At 61.3% G+C, this 15,896-nt stretch carries 11 protein-coding genes; 6 read left to right on the top strand and 5 right to left on the bottom strand.

The annotated features are described in order from the left end of the window. The first annotated feature begins 577 nt into the window (after window positions 1–577). On the top strand, window positions 578–2,041 hold the full coding sequence (locus V1280_RS17530; RefSeq protein WP_334526389.1) for a catalase: 1,464 nt from the start codon (window positions 578–580) through the stop codon (window positions 2,039–2,041). 122 nt (window positions 2,042–2,163) lie between these two features. After that, window positions 2,164–2,901 (top strand): MIP/aquaporin family protein, encoded by a 738-nt coding sequence (locus V1280_RS17525; RefSeq protein WP_334526386.1) that lies wholly within the window; start codon window positions 2,164–2,166, stop codon window positions 2,899–2,901. Between the two features lie 161 nt (window positions 2,902–3,062). Here V1280_RS17525 and V1280_RS17520 read toward each other — a convergent pair whose 3' ends face one another. After that, window positions 3,063–4,037, bottom strand: a complete 975-nt coding sequence (locus V1280_RS17520) for an AraC family transcriptional regulator (protein WP_334526383.1) — start codon at window positions 4,035–4,037, stop codon at window positions 3,063–3,065. 430 nt (window positions 4,038–4,467) lie between these two features. On the opposite strand from V1280_RS17520, the gene fdhA reads away from it, so the two are divergent. The 3 genes from fdhA to V1280_RS17505 all read left to right on the top strand — a co-directional run bounded on the left by fdhA (window position 4,468) and on the right by V1280_RS17505 (window position 7,441). Next, window positions 4,468–5,676 carry a formaldehyde dehydrogenase, glutathione-independent gene (fdhA, locus tag V1280_RS17515; RefSeq protein ID WP_334526379.1) on the top strand — a complete coding sequence of 403 codons (1,209 nt, stop codon included), beginning with the start codon at window positions 4,468–4,470 and terminating at the stop codon, window positions 5,674–5,676. A gap of 117 nt (window positions 5,677–5,793) precedes the next feature. Continuing rightward, on the top strand, window positions 5,794–6,180 hold the full coding sequence (locus V1280_RS17510; protein WP_334526376.1) for a GlcG/HbpS family heme-binding protein: 387 nt from the start codon (window positions 5,794–5,796) through the stop codon (window positions 6,178–6,180). Between the two features lie 274 nt (window positions 6,181–6,454). Further along, on the top strand, window positions 6,455–7,441 hold the full coding sequence (locus V1280_RS17505) for an integrase core domain-containing protein (RefSeq protein ID WP_334526374.1): 987 nt from the start codon (window positions 6,455–6,457) through the stop codon (window positions 7,439–7,441). Between the two features lie 48 nt (window positions 7,442–7,489). On the opposite strand, the gene tetH is transcribed toward V1280_RS17505, so the two are convergent. The 3 genes from tetH to V1280_RS17490 all read right to left on the bottom strand — a co-directional run bounded on the left by tetH (window position 7,490) and on the right by V1280_RS17490 (window position 12,731). Then, window positions 7,490–8,272, bottom strand: coding sequence for a thiosulfate dehydrogenase (tetH, locus tag V1280_RS17500; protein ID WP_334526371.1), 783 nt, complete (start codon window positions 8,270–8,272; stop codon window positions 7,490–7,492). Between the two features lie 164 nt (window positions 8,273–8,436). Beyond that, a complete protein-coding gene (locus tag V1280_RS17495) occupies window positions 8,437–11,550 on the bottom strand; it encodes an efflux RND transporter permease subunit (RefSeq protein WP_334526368.1) in 3,114 nt (1,037 codons plus the stop codon). After that, the gene (locus V1280_RS17490; RefSeq protein WP_334526365.1) at window positions 11,547–12,731 is read right to left on the bottom strand and encodes an efflux RND transporter periplasmic adaptor subunit; all 1,185 of its coding nucleotides are present in this window, start codon (window positions 12,729–12,731) and stop codon (window positions 11,547–11,549) included. The genes V1280_RS17495 and V1280_RS17490 overlap by 4 nt, the downstream gene beginning before the upstream one ends. A gap of 209 nt (window positions 12,732–12,940) precedes the next feature. On the opposite strand from V1280_RS17490, the gene V1280_RS17485 reads away from it, so the two are divergent. After that, window positions 12,941–13,201, top strand: a complete 261-nt coding sequence (locus V1280_RS17485; protein WP_334526362.1) for a hypothetical protein — start codon at window positions 12,941–12,943, stop codon at window positions 13,199–13,201. 489 nt (window positions 13,202–13,690) lie between these two features. Here V1280_RS17485 and V1280_RS17480 read toward each other — a convergent pair whose 3' ends face one another. Next, window positions 13,691–15,892 (bottom strand): xanthine dehydrogenase family protein molybdopterin-binding subunit, encoded by a 2,202-nt coding sequence (locus V1280_RS17480; protein ID WP_334526359.1) that lies wholly within the window; start codon window positions 15,890–15,892, stop codon window positions 13,691–13,693. Window positions 15,893–15,896 lie beyond the last annotated feature (4 nt).

Genomic DNA, 15,896 nt, shown 5'->3' with positions numbered 1-15,896 from the left:
CTGCAATCTTCAACCAGGGGAAAAATCGTCTCTGTGGGGAATTTATCCAAAATCAATTCCGGCCCAGCATACGGATCACGAACATATCCTGGATGTGCCAGTGATTGACGTGAGGCTCCATGGCAATCACCATTCCCTCTTCCAGGCAGCGCGGGTGATCGCGTGAGATAACGGGCTCCTGCTGGTGTCCACCAGGCGCCGAGGCTGTGACCGGCCAGCATCGACTTGTACTGCCGCGACACAAGATACCGTGCCCATCGGAAAAATCTGATAGGCACGCTACGCTATCAATCTGAAGCAACAGATATCCTCTGGCGAGCGCATCGCGACGTGATCGACTGGGATTCGTCCTTTCAGTTTTGACGCCGCCTCCGGCTTCCGAAGATTGGCGCAAGACCGCTACAATTGCAGCAATAGACCCTAAGTCGTTGCCAAGTAGACCCATACATTTCCGTTGTACCCGGCTTCTCGCGAACGCAATTCCGTCAACAACCGACGTTGCGAACGCAAGAGCGGTTGCCACAAAGAGCGGCGGCGCTGCTGGGGATCTCAATGTCTCGCGATACAGGAGCAATCCGTGGCCAAACACCCTACACTTACCACCGACAGCGGCATGCCAGTTTCCGACAACCAGAACAGCATCACGGCGGGGCCACGCGGCCCGTTGTTGATGCAGGACTTCGTTCTATTCGAGAAGCTTGCCCACCAGAACCGGGAGCGGATTCCCGAACGCGGCCAGCACGCCAAGGGCTCGGGTGCCTATGGCACGCTGACCATCACTCACGACATCTCGAAATACACCAAGGCCAAGGTATTGCAGAAGGGCGCAAAGACCGAAGCGTTCCTGCGCTTCTCGACGGTAGCGGGCGAGCGAGGCGCCGCGGACGCAGAGCGTGACGTGCGCGGCTTCGCGCTGCGCTTCTATACCGAGGAAGGCAATTGGGACATGGTCGGCAACAATACGCCGATATTCTTCGTGCGCGACGCCCTGAAGTTCCCGGACTTCATCCACACGCAGAAGCGGCACCCGAGGACCAACATGCGCTCGCCGACCGCGATGTGGGATTTCTGGTCCCTGTCGCCGGAGAGCCTGCACCAGGTGACCATCCTCATGTCGGATCGCGGCCTGCCGCAGAGCTATCGCAATATCGACGGCTTCGGCTCGCATACCTACTCGTTCATCAATGGCAGGAACGAGCGCCATTGGGTCAAATTCCACTTCAAGACCATGCAGGGCATCAAAAACTGGACGAACGCCGAAGCCGCCGAGAAGGTCGCCCACGATCGCGAGACCCATCAGCGCGACCTGTTCGAATCGATCGAAAAGGGCGATTTTCCGAAGTGGAGATTCTCCATCCAGATCATGCCGGAGAGCGATGTTGACAAGCCCTGGTACAACCCGTTCGACCTTACCAAGGTCTGGCCGCACAACGATTACCCGCTGATCGAAGTCGGCATCCTCGAGCTGAACCGCAATCCGCAGAACTATTTCGCCGAAGTCGAGCAGGCCGCGCTTTCACCCGCCAATATCGTGCCCGGCATCGGTCACTCACCGGACAAGATGCTGCAGGCGCGCATTTTCTCCTATGCCGACGCGCACCGCTATCGCGTGGGCGTCAATGCGGATCAGCTTCCGGTCAACAGGCCCCGCTGCCCCGTCTACACCTACAACGTCGATGGCACCATGCGGCTCGCAGGCAATCCGAATCCTGATGCCTATTACGAGCCGAATTCGTTCAACGGTCCGGTGCAGGACGAGCGTTTCCGCGAGCCGCCGCTGAAAATTTCCGGCGATGCCGACCGCTACAATCACCGCGACGGCAACGACGACTATCGTCAGCCCGGCGACCTGTTCCGGCTCATGACGGCCGCCCAGAAGGAGCAACTGTTCCAAAATTACAAGGCGGCGATGCAAGGCGTTCCGGTCGAGATCGTCAAGCGGCAGATCGCCCACTGCTACAAGGCCGACCCCGAATACGGCGCCGGCGTCGCGAAGGCGATGGGCATCGATTTCCAATCGCAGACGATCGCCGCGGAATAGGGGCGCTCGCTTCGCCTTCCGACGGCGCTCCCCGTGCCGTCGGCCATCCCCAAAGCCAACGGATCGCTTCCGGCGCAAACCTGATCGCCAGCCGGGCGGTCAACAACACACTGGAGTCAACGATGTCCAACCGGATTGCACCAAAACTCCTGGCGGAGTTCATCGGCACCTTCGCGTTAATATTCATCGGCGCCGGCGCCGGGGCCGTGGTCGGCGATGGTGTCGGCCTGCCTGGTCTCGCCGCGATTGCCTTTGCTCACGGCTTGACCGTCATGGTCTTCGCCTTCGCCTACGGCTCCGTGTCGGGCGGCCATTTCAACCCCTCCGTTACTGTGGGTGTGCTCGCCGCCGGCGCCATGCGTGTCGGCGAGGCGGCTGGTTATATCGTCAGTCAGCTCGTTGGCGGTATCGTCGGCGCACTCTTGCTGCGGGCCGTGTTGGGGGGTGCGGAGACCGGCCTTGGTGTGCCCGCGCTCGCGCACAACGTGGCTTTGGGTGCCACGACGCTCACGGTCACCGCTTGGGCCGGCTTCGTGACCGAGGCCGTCCTCGCCTTTTTCCTGGTCACTGTCGTGCTCAGCACCGCGGTGGCGGGCCGCGCCGGCATCCTCGCGCCGTTGGCGATCGGTATGACCCTGACCCTCAACATCATCATGGGTGGCGCGCTCACGGGCGCCGCCTTCAACCCGGCGCGGGCGCTTGGCCCGATGGTCGCGACCGGCAATTTCAACGATGCCTGGCTGTACCTGACGGCCCCGATCGTCGGCGCCATCGTCGCTGCCATTCTGCACACGGGCCTCGCCCGGCTCGTCCAGCAACGGATGCCGTCGCCCGGCGCCGCCCCGACGCCGGCCGAATAAGTCTCGTTACGAAACGCATGTTAAGATCAGAGGAAATCGCGCCTGCTGCCGATCGGCAGCAGGCAATGTCCTTCGACCATGTTGTCGTTTACGAGCTGCGTCGCGCGCCGGGGCGACCCGGTCGGTGCGTCGTATCGCGCGGCGTCCGCAATCCCGACCGCTTAATCGAGACGGCGACGGTAATAGCTCGGAGTTTCGCCGGTCAGCCTGTGAAACGCGCTGGTGAATGTGCTGGTATCGCTGAAGCCGACCTCAAGTGCAATCGCCGTGACCGACCGTTCGCGATTCGCCAATAGCTGCTTGGCCCGTTCGATGCGCCGGGTCGCGTGATATCGGTGTGGCGGCAGGCCGAAAGAACGTTTGAACGAGCGGGAGAAATGATATGGACTGAGCTGCGCCAACTCGGCCAGCGTCGCGAGCGGAATATCGTTGGCGACATGCTCCTCGACATACGCGGCCACCCGCTTCTGTTGCCAGGCGGCAAGGCCGCCACGACTGACCGGCTCGTGGGGGTCCGTGCCACCGTTGAGGCGAACGAGCTCATGGGTCAGCACGATGCCAAGCGCTTCGGCGTATTGCCGATGCGCCGTGTCCGCGTTCTCGATCACCGACTTGAGCTTGAGAGCGGTTTGCCAGAGATCCCGATCGTAAAAGAACAGGCGCGGCTTGAATTTGATCTCCTCAAACCGCAGCGCGGGATCGGCGAGAGGTCCGAGCGGATCAATGTAGAAGTAGGTTGTGTGCGTCAATGCGCGCGGTCTCTGCCATCCGCGGAAGTCGTGCCCGGCGGGAACGAAAGTCAGCTTGTGCGTGAAATCGCGCAAGGTCGACCGCGGCAGGCCTTCAACAAACGACTCCCCATCGTAGCGCTCGGCGACTTCTGCCGCAATGAGCAGGTGCCATGAAGCCCGGAATCCATACTCAAACGGCGCGTGCCGCATGATCTGGACCGTCTCCCCGCGAAACCCCGACCAGGTCGTGGAACGGCGCTTGGCGATCTCAGGCGGGGAGATATTGACGAGTGGGCGAGATTCAAAATGCGGTTGCGGCCGTGCCTGCGGGTGCTCGGCGATCTTACATGGGAGAAGTGGAAGGGCAGCGGGTTGATTCAAGGTCGATTTGGTGGAAGTGGCCATTATTCGATCTCACTCGCTTTGATACCCGTCCAACCTCAGACGTTATTAGTAAGGCGGTCGCGACGATCAACAAGATGTGGAGTCGGCCCCGCTCACGCCGAGTTGAGAATCGACCGTCACGATCGATTGAGTCTCGCGTGTTTCGCCCGCAATTTTCGGACGAAGCCGCGGAGCGCGAATTTGCCACAAGACCAAGGCGTCGAGACATTGGCGCGATGCGATCGAGAATTGACGCAAGAAAAAAGGCGCGATGAAAGACAGAATTTGCGCAAGATTGGGGTAATCGCAGCAAGACGACCAAAGTGGTCTTCAAGATCGTCCATACCTCAAGGGTGACCGAGACTATCTGCGCGGGCCGAAAGCGCCTGCGTCCAGCAAAGAACCTATCGCGTCGACACGACGCACAGCGTGAGACCTAAGGAGATTGCAGATGCCTTCCAACTCCAATCGCGGCGTCGTTTACCTCAAGCCCGGCCGCGTCGAAGTCCAAAACATCGACTTTCCGACCTTCCGCAATCCGGCAGGAAAGACGATCGATCACGGCGTCATTCTCAAGGTCGTAACGACGAATATCTGCGGCTCCGATCAGCACATGGTCCGGGGCCGCACGACAGCGCCGGCGGGCATGGTGCTCGGACACGAGATCACCGGTGAAGTGATCGAGAAAGGCCGTGACGTCGAGTATCTCGAGGTCGGCGACCTGGTGTCGGTTCCTTTCAACGTTGCATGCGGACGGTGCCGGACCTGCCGAGAGGGTGACACCGGCGTCTGCCTTCATGTCAACTCCGACCGTGCCGGGGGCGCCTACGGATATGTCGATATGGGTGGATGGATCGGCGGGCAGGCCGACTACGTCATGGTGCCCTATGCGGACTTCAATCTGCTGAAGTTTCCGGACAAAGCTCAGGCGATGGACAAGATCCGCGATCTGACCTGCCTCTCCGATATTCTGCCCACGGGATTCCACGGAGCCGTCACCGCCAAGGTTGGGGTCGGATCGACGGTCTACATCGCCGGGGCAGGGCCGGTTGGGCTTGCGGCGGCCGCGTCCGCGCGCATCCTTGGCGCGTCGGCCGTGCTGATAGGTGACATGAACAAGGAGCGGCTCGCTCACGCCAAGAAGGTCGGCTTCGAGCCGATCGACCTCACTAGGCACGATCGCCTCGGCGAACTCGTTGCTGACGTCCTCGGCGTTCCAGAAGTCGATTCCGCGATCGACTGCGTCGGCTTTGAAGCGAAGGCGCAAGGAACAGACGGCAAGGTCATCGAAGCGCCTGCCGTCGTGCTCAACAGTCTGATGGAAATCACCCGGGCAGCCGGCGCGATCGGCATTCCCGGCCTGTATGTGACCGACGATCCTGGCGCGAAGGAGCAGGCTGCCAAACATGGCAACCTCAGTCTTCGTCTCGGTCTCGGCTGGGCAAAATCGCACGCGCTCCATACCGGCCAGACGCCGGTGCTCAAATACAATCGGCAGCTCATGCAGGCGATACTTTGGGACAGACTGCCCATCGCCAACATCGTAAATGTCAAGGTGATCGATCTTGAGCAGGCGCCGGAGGGCTACAAGAACTTCGACGCCGGCGTCGCGAACAAGTTCGTCATCGATCCGCACCGGCAACTCCCTAGGGCGGCTTAAGTCAGCTCGCTATGACCAAACCTGGAATTGGCGCTGCAGTGTTGGCAACGGTCTCCTGCCTGTCTGTCGGGGCACAGACCATCAATGTAACGACCCTCGACCAAGCGGGGGGCCCAGATGGTTCTGCAAGCGGCGAAGGCAAGCGCACAGCAGCGCCACGCGCCCTCGGCAATCGCGGTGGTTGATCCGGCCGGGGATCTGCTTGCTTTTGAGCGGATGGACAGTGTCCGGCCGGCAAGCGCCGACCTCGCAATCGGGAAGGCACGAACGGCCGCGCGGCTACAAAGACCAACGGCGGAGATCGAGGACAACATCAATCGGGGTCGAACGGCGTTCGTCACCACCAACATCGCGGCGCTGCTCGGCGGCATGCCGATACACGTAAGGGGCGAAGTCGTGGGCGCGGTAGGCATAGCTGGCTTGAGCAAGGAGACGGACGTGGACATCGCGAACACCTCAGCGGCAGCGCTGGGCCCGTTGCCGGAGACAACCGGGCATCATTGAGAGAGTTGCTGTTCGTGTGGCCAATGGGCGCCGAAGCTATCGCAACCCGGCCTATGGAGCGGCCCGGACGAGACGCGACCGTCTTCGGACGTGCCAGCGGCGAACTTCGGCGCAGCCCGCGGTCAGTTCATTCCGGAGACATGGGTTGCACAATGGGGCTTTTGCGGGGAGCGCAAAATGCTGTCCCTGTCGGAAACCTGATCCGGCTGGTACGTGAGATCGAATCGCGCGATGCTTCTGCCTTATGAGAGAAGCTTGCAGCCTGGTCTGGTCGGTGCTGGCGTTGTTGTTCCGGTCGCGGGTCTCGCTGGAAGCTGAGATCCTGGTCCTTCGTCATCAACTTAACATCCAGCGACGGCATCTGCCGAAGAGACTGGCCTTCAGTGACATGGATCGCCTGATCTTTGTTGGGCTGTATCGTTTGGTCCCAAACACCATCAAGGCGTTGACGATTGTGAAGCCGGAAACGGTCATCGGCTGGCACCGCGCCGGTTTCAGCTTGTATTGGCGCCGGAAATCGCGACGCCGCTGCGGTCGACCAATTGTGCCGTTGGAAATTCGCCGGCTAATCCGCGAGGTGAGCATCGCCAACCCGTTGTGGGGAGCGCCGAGAATCCATGGTGAACTTCTCAAGCTCGGCATCGATGTCGGCCAGACTAGCGTGGCCAAGTATACGGCACGGAGGAGGGGCTCTCCCTCGCAGGGATGGAAGACGTTTCTTCGTGACCATGCGGATGGCATGGTCGCGATGGACCTTTTCGTGGTGCCGACAATTTCGTTCCGGCTGCTCTATGGATTGCTGATCATGGGCCATGGCCGGCGGCAGATCCTATGGCTTGGAGTCACCGCGTATTCAAGGGCCGATTGGATCGCCAATCAGCTCACTGAGGCCAGCGGCTGGGAGCAAACTCCTCGTTACCTGATCCGGGATCGCGATCGAGCTTATGGCGAGATCTTTGTCCGCCGGGTTCGGTCGATCGGCATTCGAGATCGTCCGACGTCTCCTCGCTCACCCTGGCAAAACGCCTACGCAGAACGGCTGATCGGTTCAATCCGCAGGGAATGTGTTGATCATATTGTGGTGTTCGGCGAGCGCCATCTACGTCACGTGCAGCTGTCGTACATGGACTACTACAACGCCACGCGCACTCATTTGTCATTGAACAAGGATGCCCCGCTCCCTCGCGGCGCCGAGCGGGCCGGGACTATCGTCTGCCGCCCGATCCTGGGCGGTCTCCATCATCAATACGCCCGGATTTGATTTGCGAAGGACAGCCGTGGCGAGAGCTGTTTTGCGCATCTGATCAGCTCATGCGGCGTAGTGGAAGCCGGTCTGCTGTAGCTCTGGAATGGTCGCAACTATTCCGGGCGTGAGCACGATGCCGTCGATGAGATGGTTGGTCAGCTCGGCGGCGACCGCCTCGTGCGAGGCGTGATCCGGATTCTTGCCGGACGCGAGGAGCTTTGCCGTCACCTCCCAGATCGCGTTGTGGCAAGCCAGGAAGACGACGCCGCGCTCCTGCAGCGCCGGGATGGTGTCGCCGACCGGTCCGAATACGCTCGCGGGATCCTCGTTCCGCGCGAGGGCGGTCGGGGCCGGTTTCGGCGTTGCCAGCGTGTTGGTCTTGAAGCCGTTGCCGGCCAGCGCCGCGAGCTCATACTTCTCCCACATCGCTTGGCCGAACAGTGCCAGGTGCGCCGTACCATGCGTGGCGGAGACCGCCAGAAAATCCTTGTGTTCGAAGGCAAAGATCTGCGCGTTGATCGAGTTGCGCATCAGGTTGAGCCAGGGACCCGCGAGACTGGTATTGTCCCACACCTGCTTGCGCGTGCCGCGATAGGCGATGATCTCCTTGAGCGCTTCATCGTCCCAGAAGCCGGGTTGCTGGAGTATCATCGGCACCGTCTTGAAATCGCGTCGGCGCGGCGCGCGGCGCAGCCGGCCCATCAGATCGGCGAGGTCTTGGGCACCGGGCAGGATGATCTGGGCGGTCGTGGCGGCATGCGAGGGACCGGCTACAAGTGCAGCGGTCCCGGCCGCCAACGCGCCCAAACTGACGAGGGCGGAACGCCGTGAGTTATCGAGCGTCATTCAGTATCTCCTCAATTGGCCTGCCGGTGAACCGATCGAGCAATGCTCGAAGGGCTCATCTTGTTACCTATGAGGTAAGAACGCCGCGATGGCGGACCAACGCAATATTCAGATCGATCCAATCACGAGATCTAATGAATAAGATGCGATGGACGTTAACCCGCTCATTCGGCAGGCGCCGGATGGACGTCGCGTGACGGCGCTTGATGCCCTCGCGTGCCGAATAGCCAATTCTGCAACCGATCGAGGTAGAGGTAGACGACTGGCGTGGTGTAGAGCGTGAGGATCTGCGACAGAGCCAGGCCGCCGACGATCGCGTAGCCCAAGGGTTGACGGATCTCAGATCCCACGCCGGTGCCGACCATCATCGGAACGGCGCCAAGAAGCGCTGCCATCGTCGTCATCAGGATGGGACGGAAACGCTTGATACAGGCCTGGTAGATCGATTGCTCCGGTGTAAGGCCGTCGTTCTGTTCGGCCTGAATGGCGAAGTCGACCAGCATGATGCCGTTCTTCTTGACGATGCCGATGAGCAGGATGATTCCAACCACTGCGATCACGCTCAGATCGTAATGAGCGGCCATCAGCAGCAGCAGCGCACCGACGCCTGCCGAAGGGAGCGTGGAGATGATCGTGATCGGATGAATGATGCTTTCATAGAGCACGCCGAGGATGAGGTAGATCACGAACAGCGACGCTGCGATCAGGATCGGCGTGCTGTTCAGCGAGGCACCGAAGGCCTGGGCATTGCCCTGGAAGCTCGTCTGCAGCGACAGCGGCGGATGCAGCTCCTTCTGGATGGATTGTATGCCGCTCACCGCCTCACCGATCGCGGCTCCGGGCGCCAGGTTGAACGAGATCGTCACGGAGGGGAATTGCCCCTGGTGGTTCACGACGAGCGGCGAGACCTTCACCACCGAATCGACCAACGTCGATAGCGGCACCTGCTGACCGCTGGATGATTTGACATAGATGTTGTTGAGCGCCTCGGGCCCATACTGGAATTTCGGGTTGACCTCGAGGACCACGTGATATTGCTGCAGGGGTGTGTACATCGTCGAGACGATCCGCTGTCCGAATGCGTCGTCGAGCGTGTTGTCGATCGTGTACGGGAGAATGCCGTAGGATGAAGCGACCTCGCGCTTGATCGTGATGTCGAGCAGCGGCCCGGCATTGAGCTGGTCGGTGGTCACGTCAGCGACCGTGGGCAGCGTCTTGATCTTGTCGAGGAAAAGAGTGGCCCAATGGCTGAGCTCGCCCGGATCGGCATCGTTCATGGTGTACTGGAACTGGGTCTTGTTCAGCCGCGCGCCGACGGTGATGTCCTGCGCGGGCTGCATGAAAAGGGTGATGCCCTGAATCTTGGCAAGATTGGTGCGAAGTCGTGCGATCACCTTCTCGATCGGATCGCGCTGGTCGGCCGGCTTGAGTTGGATGAACACGCGGCCATCGTTCACCGTGTAGGTGCCGCCGCCGGCGCCGACCGCCGAGCCTACCGATGCCACGGCGGGGTCTCGCACGACGGCATCGAGCATGGCTTTCTGGCGCTCGGCCATCGCCTGGAACGAGATGTCCTGCGCGGCTTCCGACTGGGCCAGGATCAGGCCGGTATCCTGCTGAGGAAAGAAGCCCTTGGGGATGATGACGTAGAGATAGCCGGTGAATACGATGGTGCTGATCATCACCATGAGAGTGATGAAGCGATGCCGAAGCACGACCTTCAGGCCCGCCTCATAGGCATTGAGCAGGAGATCGAAACCGCGCTCGGACCAGCGGTAGAGCCGGCCATGCTCCTTGCTCTCGGGCTTGAGCAGATACGCGCACATCATCGGCGTCAGGGTGCGGGAGATCACCAGCGACAAGACCAGCGCGACGCTGACCGTCATCGCAAACTCGCGGAACAGCAGCCCGACATAGCCGCTCATCAGGAAGAGCGGAATGAAGACGGCGATCAGCGAGAACGTGATCGCCATGACGGTGAAGCCGATCTCGCCGGATCCCTTCATCGCGGCGTCGTATGGAGACAGGCCTTCCTCGATATGTCGCGTGATGTTCTCGATCTCGACCACTGCGTCGTCGACGACGAATCCGACCGCGATCGACAGCGCCATCAGCGACAGATTGTCGAGGCTGTAGCCCATTTCGTAGAGGATCGCGAAAGTGCCGATCAGCGAGAGCGGCACCGTGACGGCTGGAATGATGGTTGCCCAGAAGCTGCGAAGGAATATGAAGATCACCATCACGACGAGGGCAATGGTCAGGAGCAGCGTGAACTGCACGTCCGCAACCGAAGCCCGGATCGTCTGAGTGCGGTCCGAAATAACGTTGATCTTGATGTCGGCAGGGATCGACGCCTGGAGCGTCGGCATCATCGCCTTGATGCGCTGCACCGTCTCGATGACGTTGGCCCCGGGCTGGCGCTGCACGGCTAGCATGATGGCGCGGTTGTTGTTGTACCAGCCCGCGATCAGATCGTTTTCGCCCGCGCTGACTGCGCGTCCGATGTCGCGAATACGGACCGGCGATCCGTTGCGATAGGCGATGACCAGATCGGCGTATTGCTCCGGGTGAAACAGCTGGTCATTGGTGTTGAGAGTATAGGTCTGGCGCGGGCTGTTCAGGGTTCCTTTGGCCAGATCCACGTTAGCCTGTCCAAGGACGGTTCGTACATCCTCCAGATTGATTCCGCGTGCGGCCAGCGCCTGTGGATCAACTTGTACGCGAACTGCGGCCTTCTGCTGGCCGCCGATGCCGACGAGACCCACGCCCTGGACCTGCGAGATCTTCTGCAGCAGGATGTTCTCGGCATACGCGTCCACAGTAGTAAGCGGCAGGCTGTCCGAGGTGAGGCCGAGGACGAGGATCGGCGTGTCGGCCGGATTGACCTTCCGGATCGTCGGCGGATAGGGCATGCCAGTAGGCAGATACGGGCTTGCCGCGTTGATGGCCGACAGGGTATCGCTGACGGCGCCGTCAATCTGGCGGTTCAAGTCGAATTGTAGCGTGACCTGGGTGTAGCCGAGCGCGCTCGCCGACGTCATCTGCGTGAGTCCGGGAATTTCCCCGAATTGGAGCTCGAGCGGCGAGGCGACCGATGAGGCCATCGTCTGCGGGTCCGCGCCCGGCAGCTGGGCGGTGACCGTCAGCGTCGGATAGTTGACGTTCGGCAGGGCGGCCACCGGCAGCAACGGATACGCGACAAGTCCGGCAGCCAACAATCCGATCATCAGCAGCGCGGTCGCGATCGGTCGACGGATGAAGGGTGCGGAGATGTTCATGGGATGGGTGCCTGCAATGCGTCTTGAGCGGTGGCTTCCTCTGCAGCCTTGCCGTGTAATGGAACGACGTGTGTTCCCGGCCGCAGCTTGTATTGTCCATCGACCACGACCTGCTCATCGGCTTTCAGACCGGAATCAATCAGCGCCTGACCGTCACTGACCTGCGCGACCTTGATCTGGCGGAGAGAGACCGTGTTGTCCGGATTGATGACGTAAGCATATGGCCCGTTCGGTCCTTGCTGGACAACGGCGGCGGGAACGGTCAGGCCGTTCTGCCGCGTATCGAGCAGCAGTCGTGCATTGACGAGCTCGCCGGGCCAGAGGCTGTTCTGCTTGTTGGGAAAGTTCGCCTTGAGCTGGATCGAGCCAGTGGTCTGCAGGATCTCATTATTGACAAGCCCGAGCTGTCCCTCGCCAAGCCGAATCGTATTGTCCTGGTTGTAGGCCAGAACGGAGAGAGGCGTTTTCGTTTTCCGCTGCTGTTGCTGGATCTGCGGAAGAACGGTCTCAGGCAGGGTAAAGATCAGCGAGATCGGGTCCAGCTGGGTCACGACACAGAGGCCATTCGTGCTTGACGGGCTAATGATGTTGCCCACGTCGATCTGGCGAATGCCAACTACCCCGTTTATTGGAGACGTAAGCCGCGTGAAACTGAGCTGTACTTTCGCAGCATCGATCAGGGCCTGGTCGGCCTTGATCGCTGCCTGCAGCTGGCTGACCTGCGCGTTTTGCGTTTCAATCAATTGCGGTGTGGCCCAGCCTTTGTCGCCGAGCTGGTTGTAGCGGACTTGATTGGCCCGCGCATTTGCGAGCTGCGCCTGATCGCGTTCCAGATTGGCGGCATACTGATCGATCAAGGCCTGGTAGGGCCGCGGATCGATCTGTGCGAGCAGATCGCCAGCATGAACCTGCTGGCCCTCGGTAAAGTTGATGCTGATGATCTGCCCCTGGATCTGGGCCCGCACGATATCCGTGTTGTAGGCAATCACCGTACCGACGCCGGTCAGATAGATCGGTACGTCGTGCTGGGTTACCGTACCGGCGACGATCGGAACAGGTGACACCGGAGCCGGCGCAGCGGCGGCCTTCTGCAAGGGGTCAAGATGCGCAAAGTGCAGCAGGGCGGCACTCGCGATGACCGCGGCCGATATGGCGGCTGAGATGACAATCTTCATTTTCATGGATGTTGCTCCGGAAGGAAGAAGCTCAGCAGCCGCCCGTGGATGCGGATGCGCATCCAGGTGTCGCGATCGAAGCGGGCGCCGTAGTGGGGGCGGTTACAGTCGGCACTGTCGGCACGATGCTGCCCGTCACGAGCGGCACGGCCGCCGTGGGAAGCAGTGCCGCAGAGCTGACACCGAGGTTGCCAATCTCCGTCGAGTCGAGGGGAATGCCGATCTTGGGGCTGCCGCCGAGCGTTGTCGGTGCCGTCGAACTCGGGCTCGAAGATGCGGCGATGCTGCTCGAGCCGGAGCCGCACGTGCCCGACATGCCGGCGGTATCGAGCGTGCCCGATGTGGTCGACATCCCGGAGCTCATCCCCGATGTCGCCGCTATCCCTGACGACATGTCTATTGATGCCGCCGTGGTCCCGGCTGCGCCGCCGGCGACTGGTGTCGACCCAGCCATCGCCATTCCGCCGCCGTCATAGGTCGACGTCGAGCCGTACATTCCGCTCGGCGAGAGACCGAGGGTTGAGCATGCGGTGCCGGTGGACGGAATGGCGATGCTGCCGGTGACCATAGGGGCCGGGCTGATGCCTGACGAAGGAAGTTCAGTTGCACCAAGGCCGATCCCCAGGGGCGAAATCGCCGCTCCCGTGCTGCTGCCAAGCGGGGAAGTCGTTCCCACCGTCGGAGTCGGGAGCGCCATCCCTGTCACCTGTGCAAGCGCTCCGCCACCCGCGAGGAACGCAAGGCAGGCGGCGATCAAGCGATATCTCACGGGCGTGCTCCATTGCAGGGAAGCGGTGCACTGAACTTGACGATTGCTAGACGGATGCCCTTGCGGTTTTGCACGAAAATCGCGTGACGGCGGCCTCCGACAGCGGCAATCCCAAAGGGAACAAAGAGAAAGACCCGCCGAGGCGGGTCGATTCGTCTTTCAAGTGCGGCGCAGATCAATGGCGTGCAACAAACGCTCAGGCCTGTGTCGGCAAATGGGTAAGAATCTTGTCGAGTGTGATCGGATAGTTCCTGATCCTTGCGCCGCAGGCGTTGTAGATCGCGTTGGCGATCGCAGCACCGGCACCGCAGATCCCGAGCTCGCCGATCCCCTTGCTCTTCAGCGGATTGGAGCATTCGTCCAGCTCCGGAAGGAAGATGGCTTCTACGCCCGGCGGGATATCCGCATGCACCGGCACGTGGTACTCGGCCAGGTCGTGGTTGACGAAGTAGCCAAAGTGAGGATCGAGCACGAGGTCCTCGTGCAGGGCCGCGCCTATGCCGAACACCATTCCGCCAATGGCTTGCGAGCGTGCCGTCTTTGCGTTCAGCACGCGTCCGGCAGCGAATACGCCCAGCATTCGCCGTAGGCGCACTTCTCCGGTGTCCCGGTCAACGCCAACCTCCGCAAAATGAGCGCCATAGGACTGCTGAGAGAAGTCCTGATTGTTGCGGCCAGGGCTGATTTCGCCCTCGGCTTCAATTCCGGAGCCGACAAGTTCTTTGAGGCTGACAGTGCGCTCTGCCGTTGCAATGTGGCCGTCGCCAAAGCGCGCTGTATTGGGATCCATGCCGGCGCGCACCGCCAGTTTCTCGCGCAAGGCCTGACACGCCTCGAACAGTGCCGATCCGGAACTCGCCGCGCCGAACGAACCGCCTGAGCCGGCCGCTTCCGGAAAGATCGTGTCGCCGAGATCGACCCGCACTTTTTCAATCGGCAATCCCAGCATTTCGGCGGCGATCTGTGCCAGGATCGTGTAGGTCCCTGTGCCGATATCGGTCATTGCCATTTTCACGGTGGCCACTCCATCGGGATCCAGCCGTACATTGGCTCTAGAGAACCGGAGCGGATTGCCTCTGGTTCCGGCGGACATGCCCATTCCGACCAACCAGTGTTCGTTCCTAACCTGACCGGGGACCGAATTGCGCTTGTCCCAACCGAACCGACGTGCGCCCTCGTGCATGCAGGCAACCAGATTGCGACTGGAGTAGGGGATGTGCTTTTCAGGATCCTCGGCGGGCTCATTCCGGATTCGCAGCTCGATCGGATCGAGCTTCAGCGTTTCCGCAAGCTCGTCCATGGCGCACTCCAGCGCGAGCAGGCCGACCGCCTCGCCGGGCGCGCGCATGGAAGATGCGACGGGAATGTCGAGCGGCACCAGGCGATGCCGCGTCAGCCGATTGGGGCCGGCATAGAGCGACCGAGTCTGAAGCGCTGCAGCCTCGTAGACCTGTTCGGACGAAAAGTTGCCGGAGAAGACGTCGTGGCCGATCGCGATAATCCGGCCGTCGCGGTCGGTACCGAGGCGGATGCGCTGGATGGTGTCCGAGCGATGCGTCGTGACATGGAAGGTCTGCTGCCTGGTGAGCGCGACCTTGACGGGTCGCTTGAGGTATCGTGCTGCAATTGCGGCAAGAATGGCATCGGCGTTCACCCATAGCTTGCCACCGAAGCCGCCGCCGATGAAGGGGCTGACCAGTCGGATGTTTCCGACGGGGATATTCAAGGTCCGGGCGATGACCCGCTGGCCCTGATTCAGCATCTGGTTCGCCGTATGCAGAATCAACTCGTCGTCGTCCCACATCGCGAGCGTCGCATGCGGCTCCATCATCGCGTGGTTTTGCAGCGGGGTGCTGTAGGACACATCGATCTGCACGGGCGCGCTCGCATACGCGTCCGAGAAGTTTCCGACTTCGCTGTCGGCCGGCGCACCGTCCGTTTGGTGCGGCACGCGGGCCAGGTCGAGATGTTGGGGCAGAGCGTAGTGTCCTTTGTCCTGATCATACCTCACGTTGACCAGAAAGGCGGCGGCCCTGGCCTGCTCGAATGTTTCGGCGACGACGAACGCGACCGGTTCGCCGTAGCGGGACACGACCGGGCCCGTGAGCACAGGATGCGCCTCACGATGATTGCCGGTGCCCTGCTTGGGAGCGTTGCGATGGGTGAGGACGAGTTTGACGCCCGGCGCCCGCTCAGCCGCGAGTGTTTCGATCGAGGCGATCCCCCCTTTTGCGATCGAAGCTTCAACGACAAACCCGTAGAGTGCGTCCTGTTGCATCTCGTAGGCGTAGCGTGCGCCGCCGGTGACCTTCAGTCGTCCGTCGACACGATCGAGTGGTTTGCCGACAATCTTCTCGGCATCCAGCGCATTCGGGCCGACCGGTGCATCCATGTCCATTTCG

Source organism: Bradyrhizobium sp. AZCC 2230, from assembly GCF_036924495.1.
Classification (GTDB): domain Bacteria; phylum Pseudomonadota; class Alphaproteobacteria; order Rhizobiales; family Xanthobacteraceae; genus Bradyrhizobium; species Bradyrhizobium rifense.
Note: the sequence above shows the minus strand (reverse complement) of the source record. Positions and strands in the feature narration are given on the sequence as shown.

What these genes read in the sequence shown, in the direction of transcription:
- V1280_RS17525 (WP_334526386.1), top strand. Translation starts at nt 2,164, where the DNA reads ATGTCCAACCGGATTGCACCAAAACTCCTGGCGGAGTTCATCGGCACC.
- V1280_RS17520 (WP_334526383.1), bottom strand. Translation starts at nt 4,037, where the DNA reads ATGGCCACTTCCACCAAATCGACCTTGAATCAACCCGCTGCCCTTCCA.
- fdhA (WP_334526379.1), top strand. Translation starts at nt 4,468, where the DNA reads ATGCCTTCCAACTCCAATCGCGGCGTCGTTTACCTCAAGCCCGGCCGC.
- V1280_RS17510 (WP_334526376.1), top strand. Translation starts at nt 5,794, where the DNA reads ATGGTTCTGCAAGCGGCGAAGGCAAGCGCACAGCAGCGCCACGCGCCC.
- tetH (WP_334526371.1), bottom strand. Translation starts at nt 8,272, where the DNA reads ATGACGCTCGATAACTCACGGCGTTCCGCCCTCGTCAGTTTGGGCGCG.
- V1280_RS17495 (WP_334526368.1), bottom strand. Translation starts at nt 11,550, where the DNA reads ATGAACATCTCCGCACCCTTCATCCGTCGACCGATCGCGACCGCGCTG.
- V1280_RS17490 (WP_334526365.1), bottom strand. Translation starts at nt 12,731, where the DNA reads ATGAAAATGAAGATTGTCATCTCAGCCGCCATATCGGCCGCGGTCATC.
- V1280_RS17485 (WP_334526362.1), top strand. Translation starts at nt 12,941, where the DNA reads ATGCCGATCTTGGGGCTGCCGCCGAGCGTTGTCGGTGCCGTCGAACTC.
- V1280_RS17480 (WP_334526359.1), bottom strand. Translation starts at nt 15,892, where the DNA reads ATGGACATGGATGCACCGGTCGGCCCGAATGCGCTGGATGCCGAGAAG.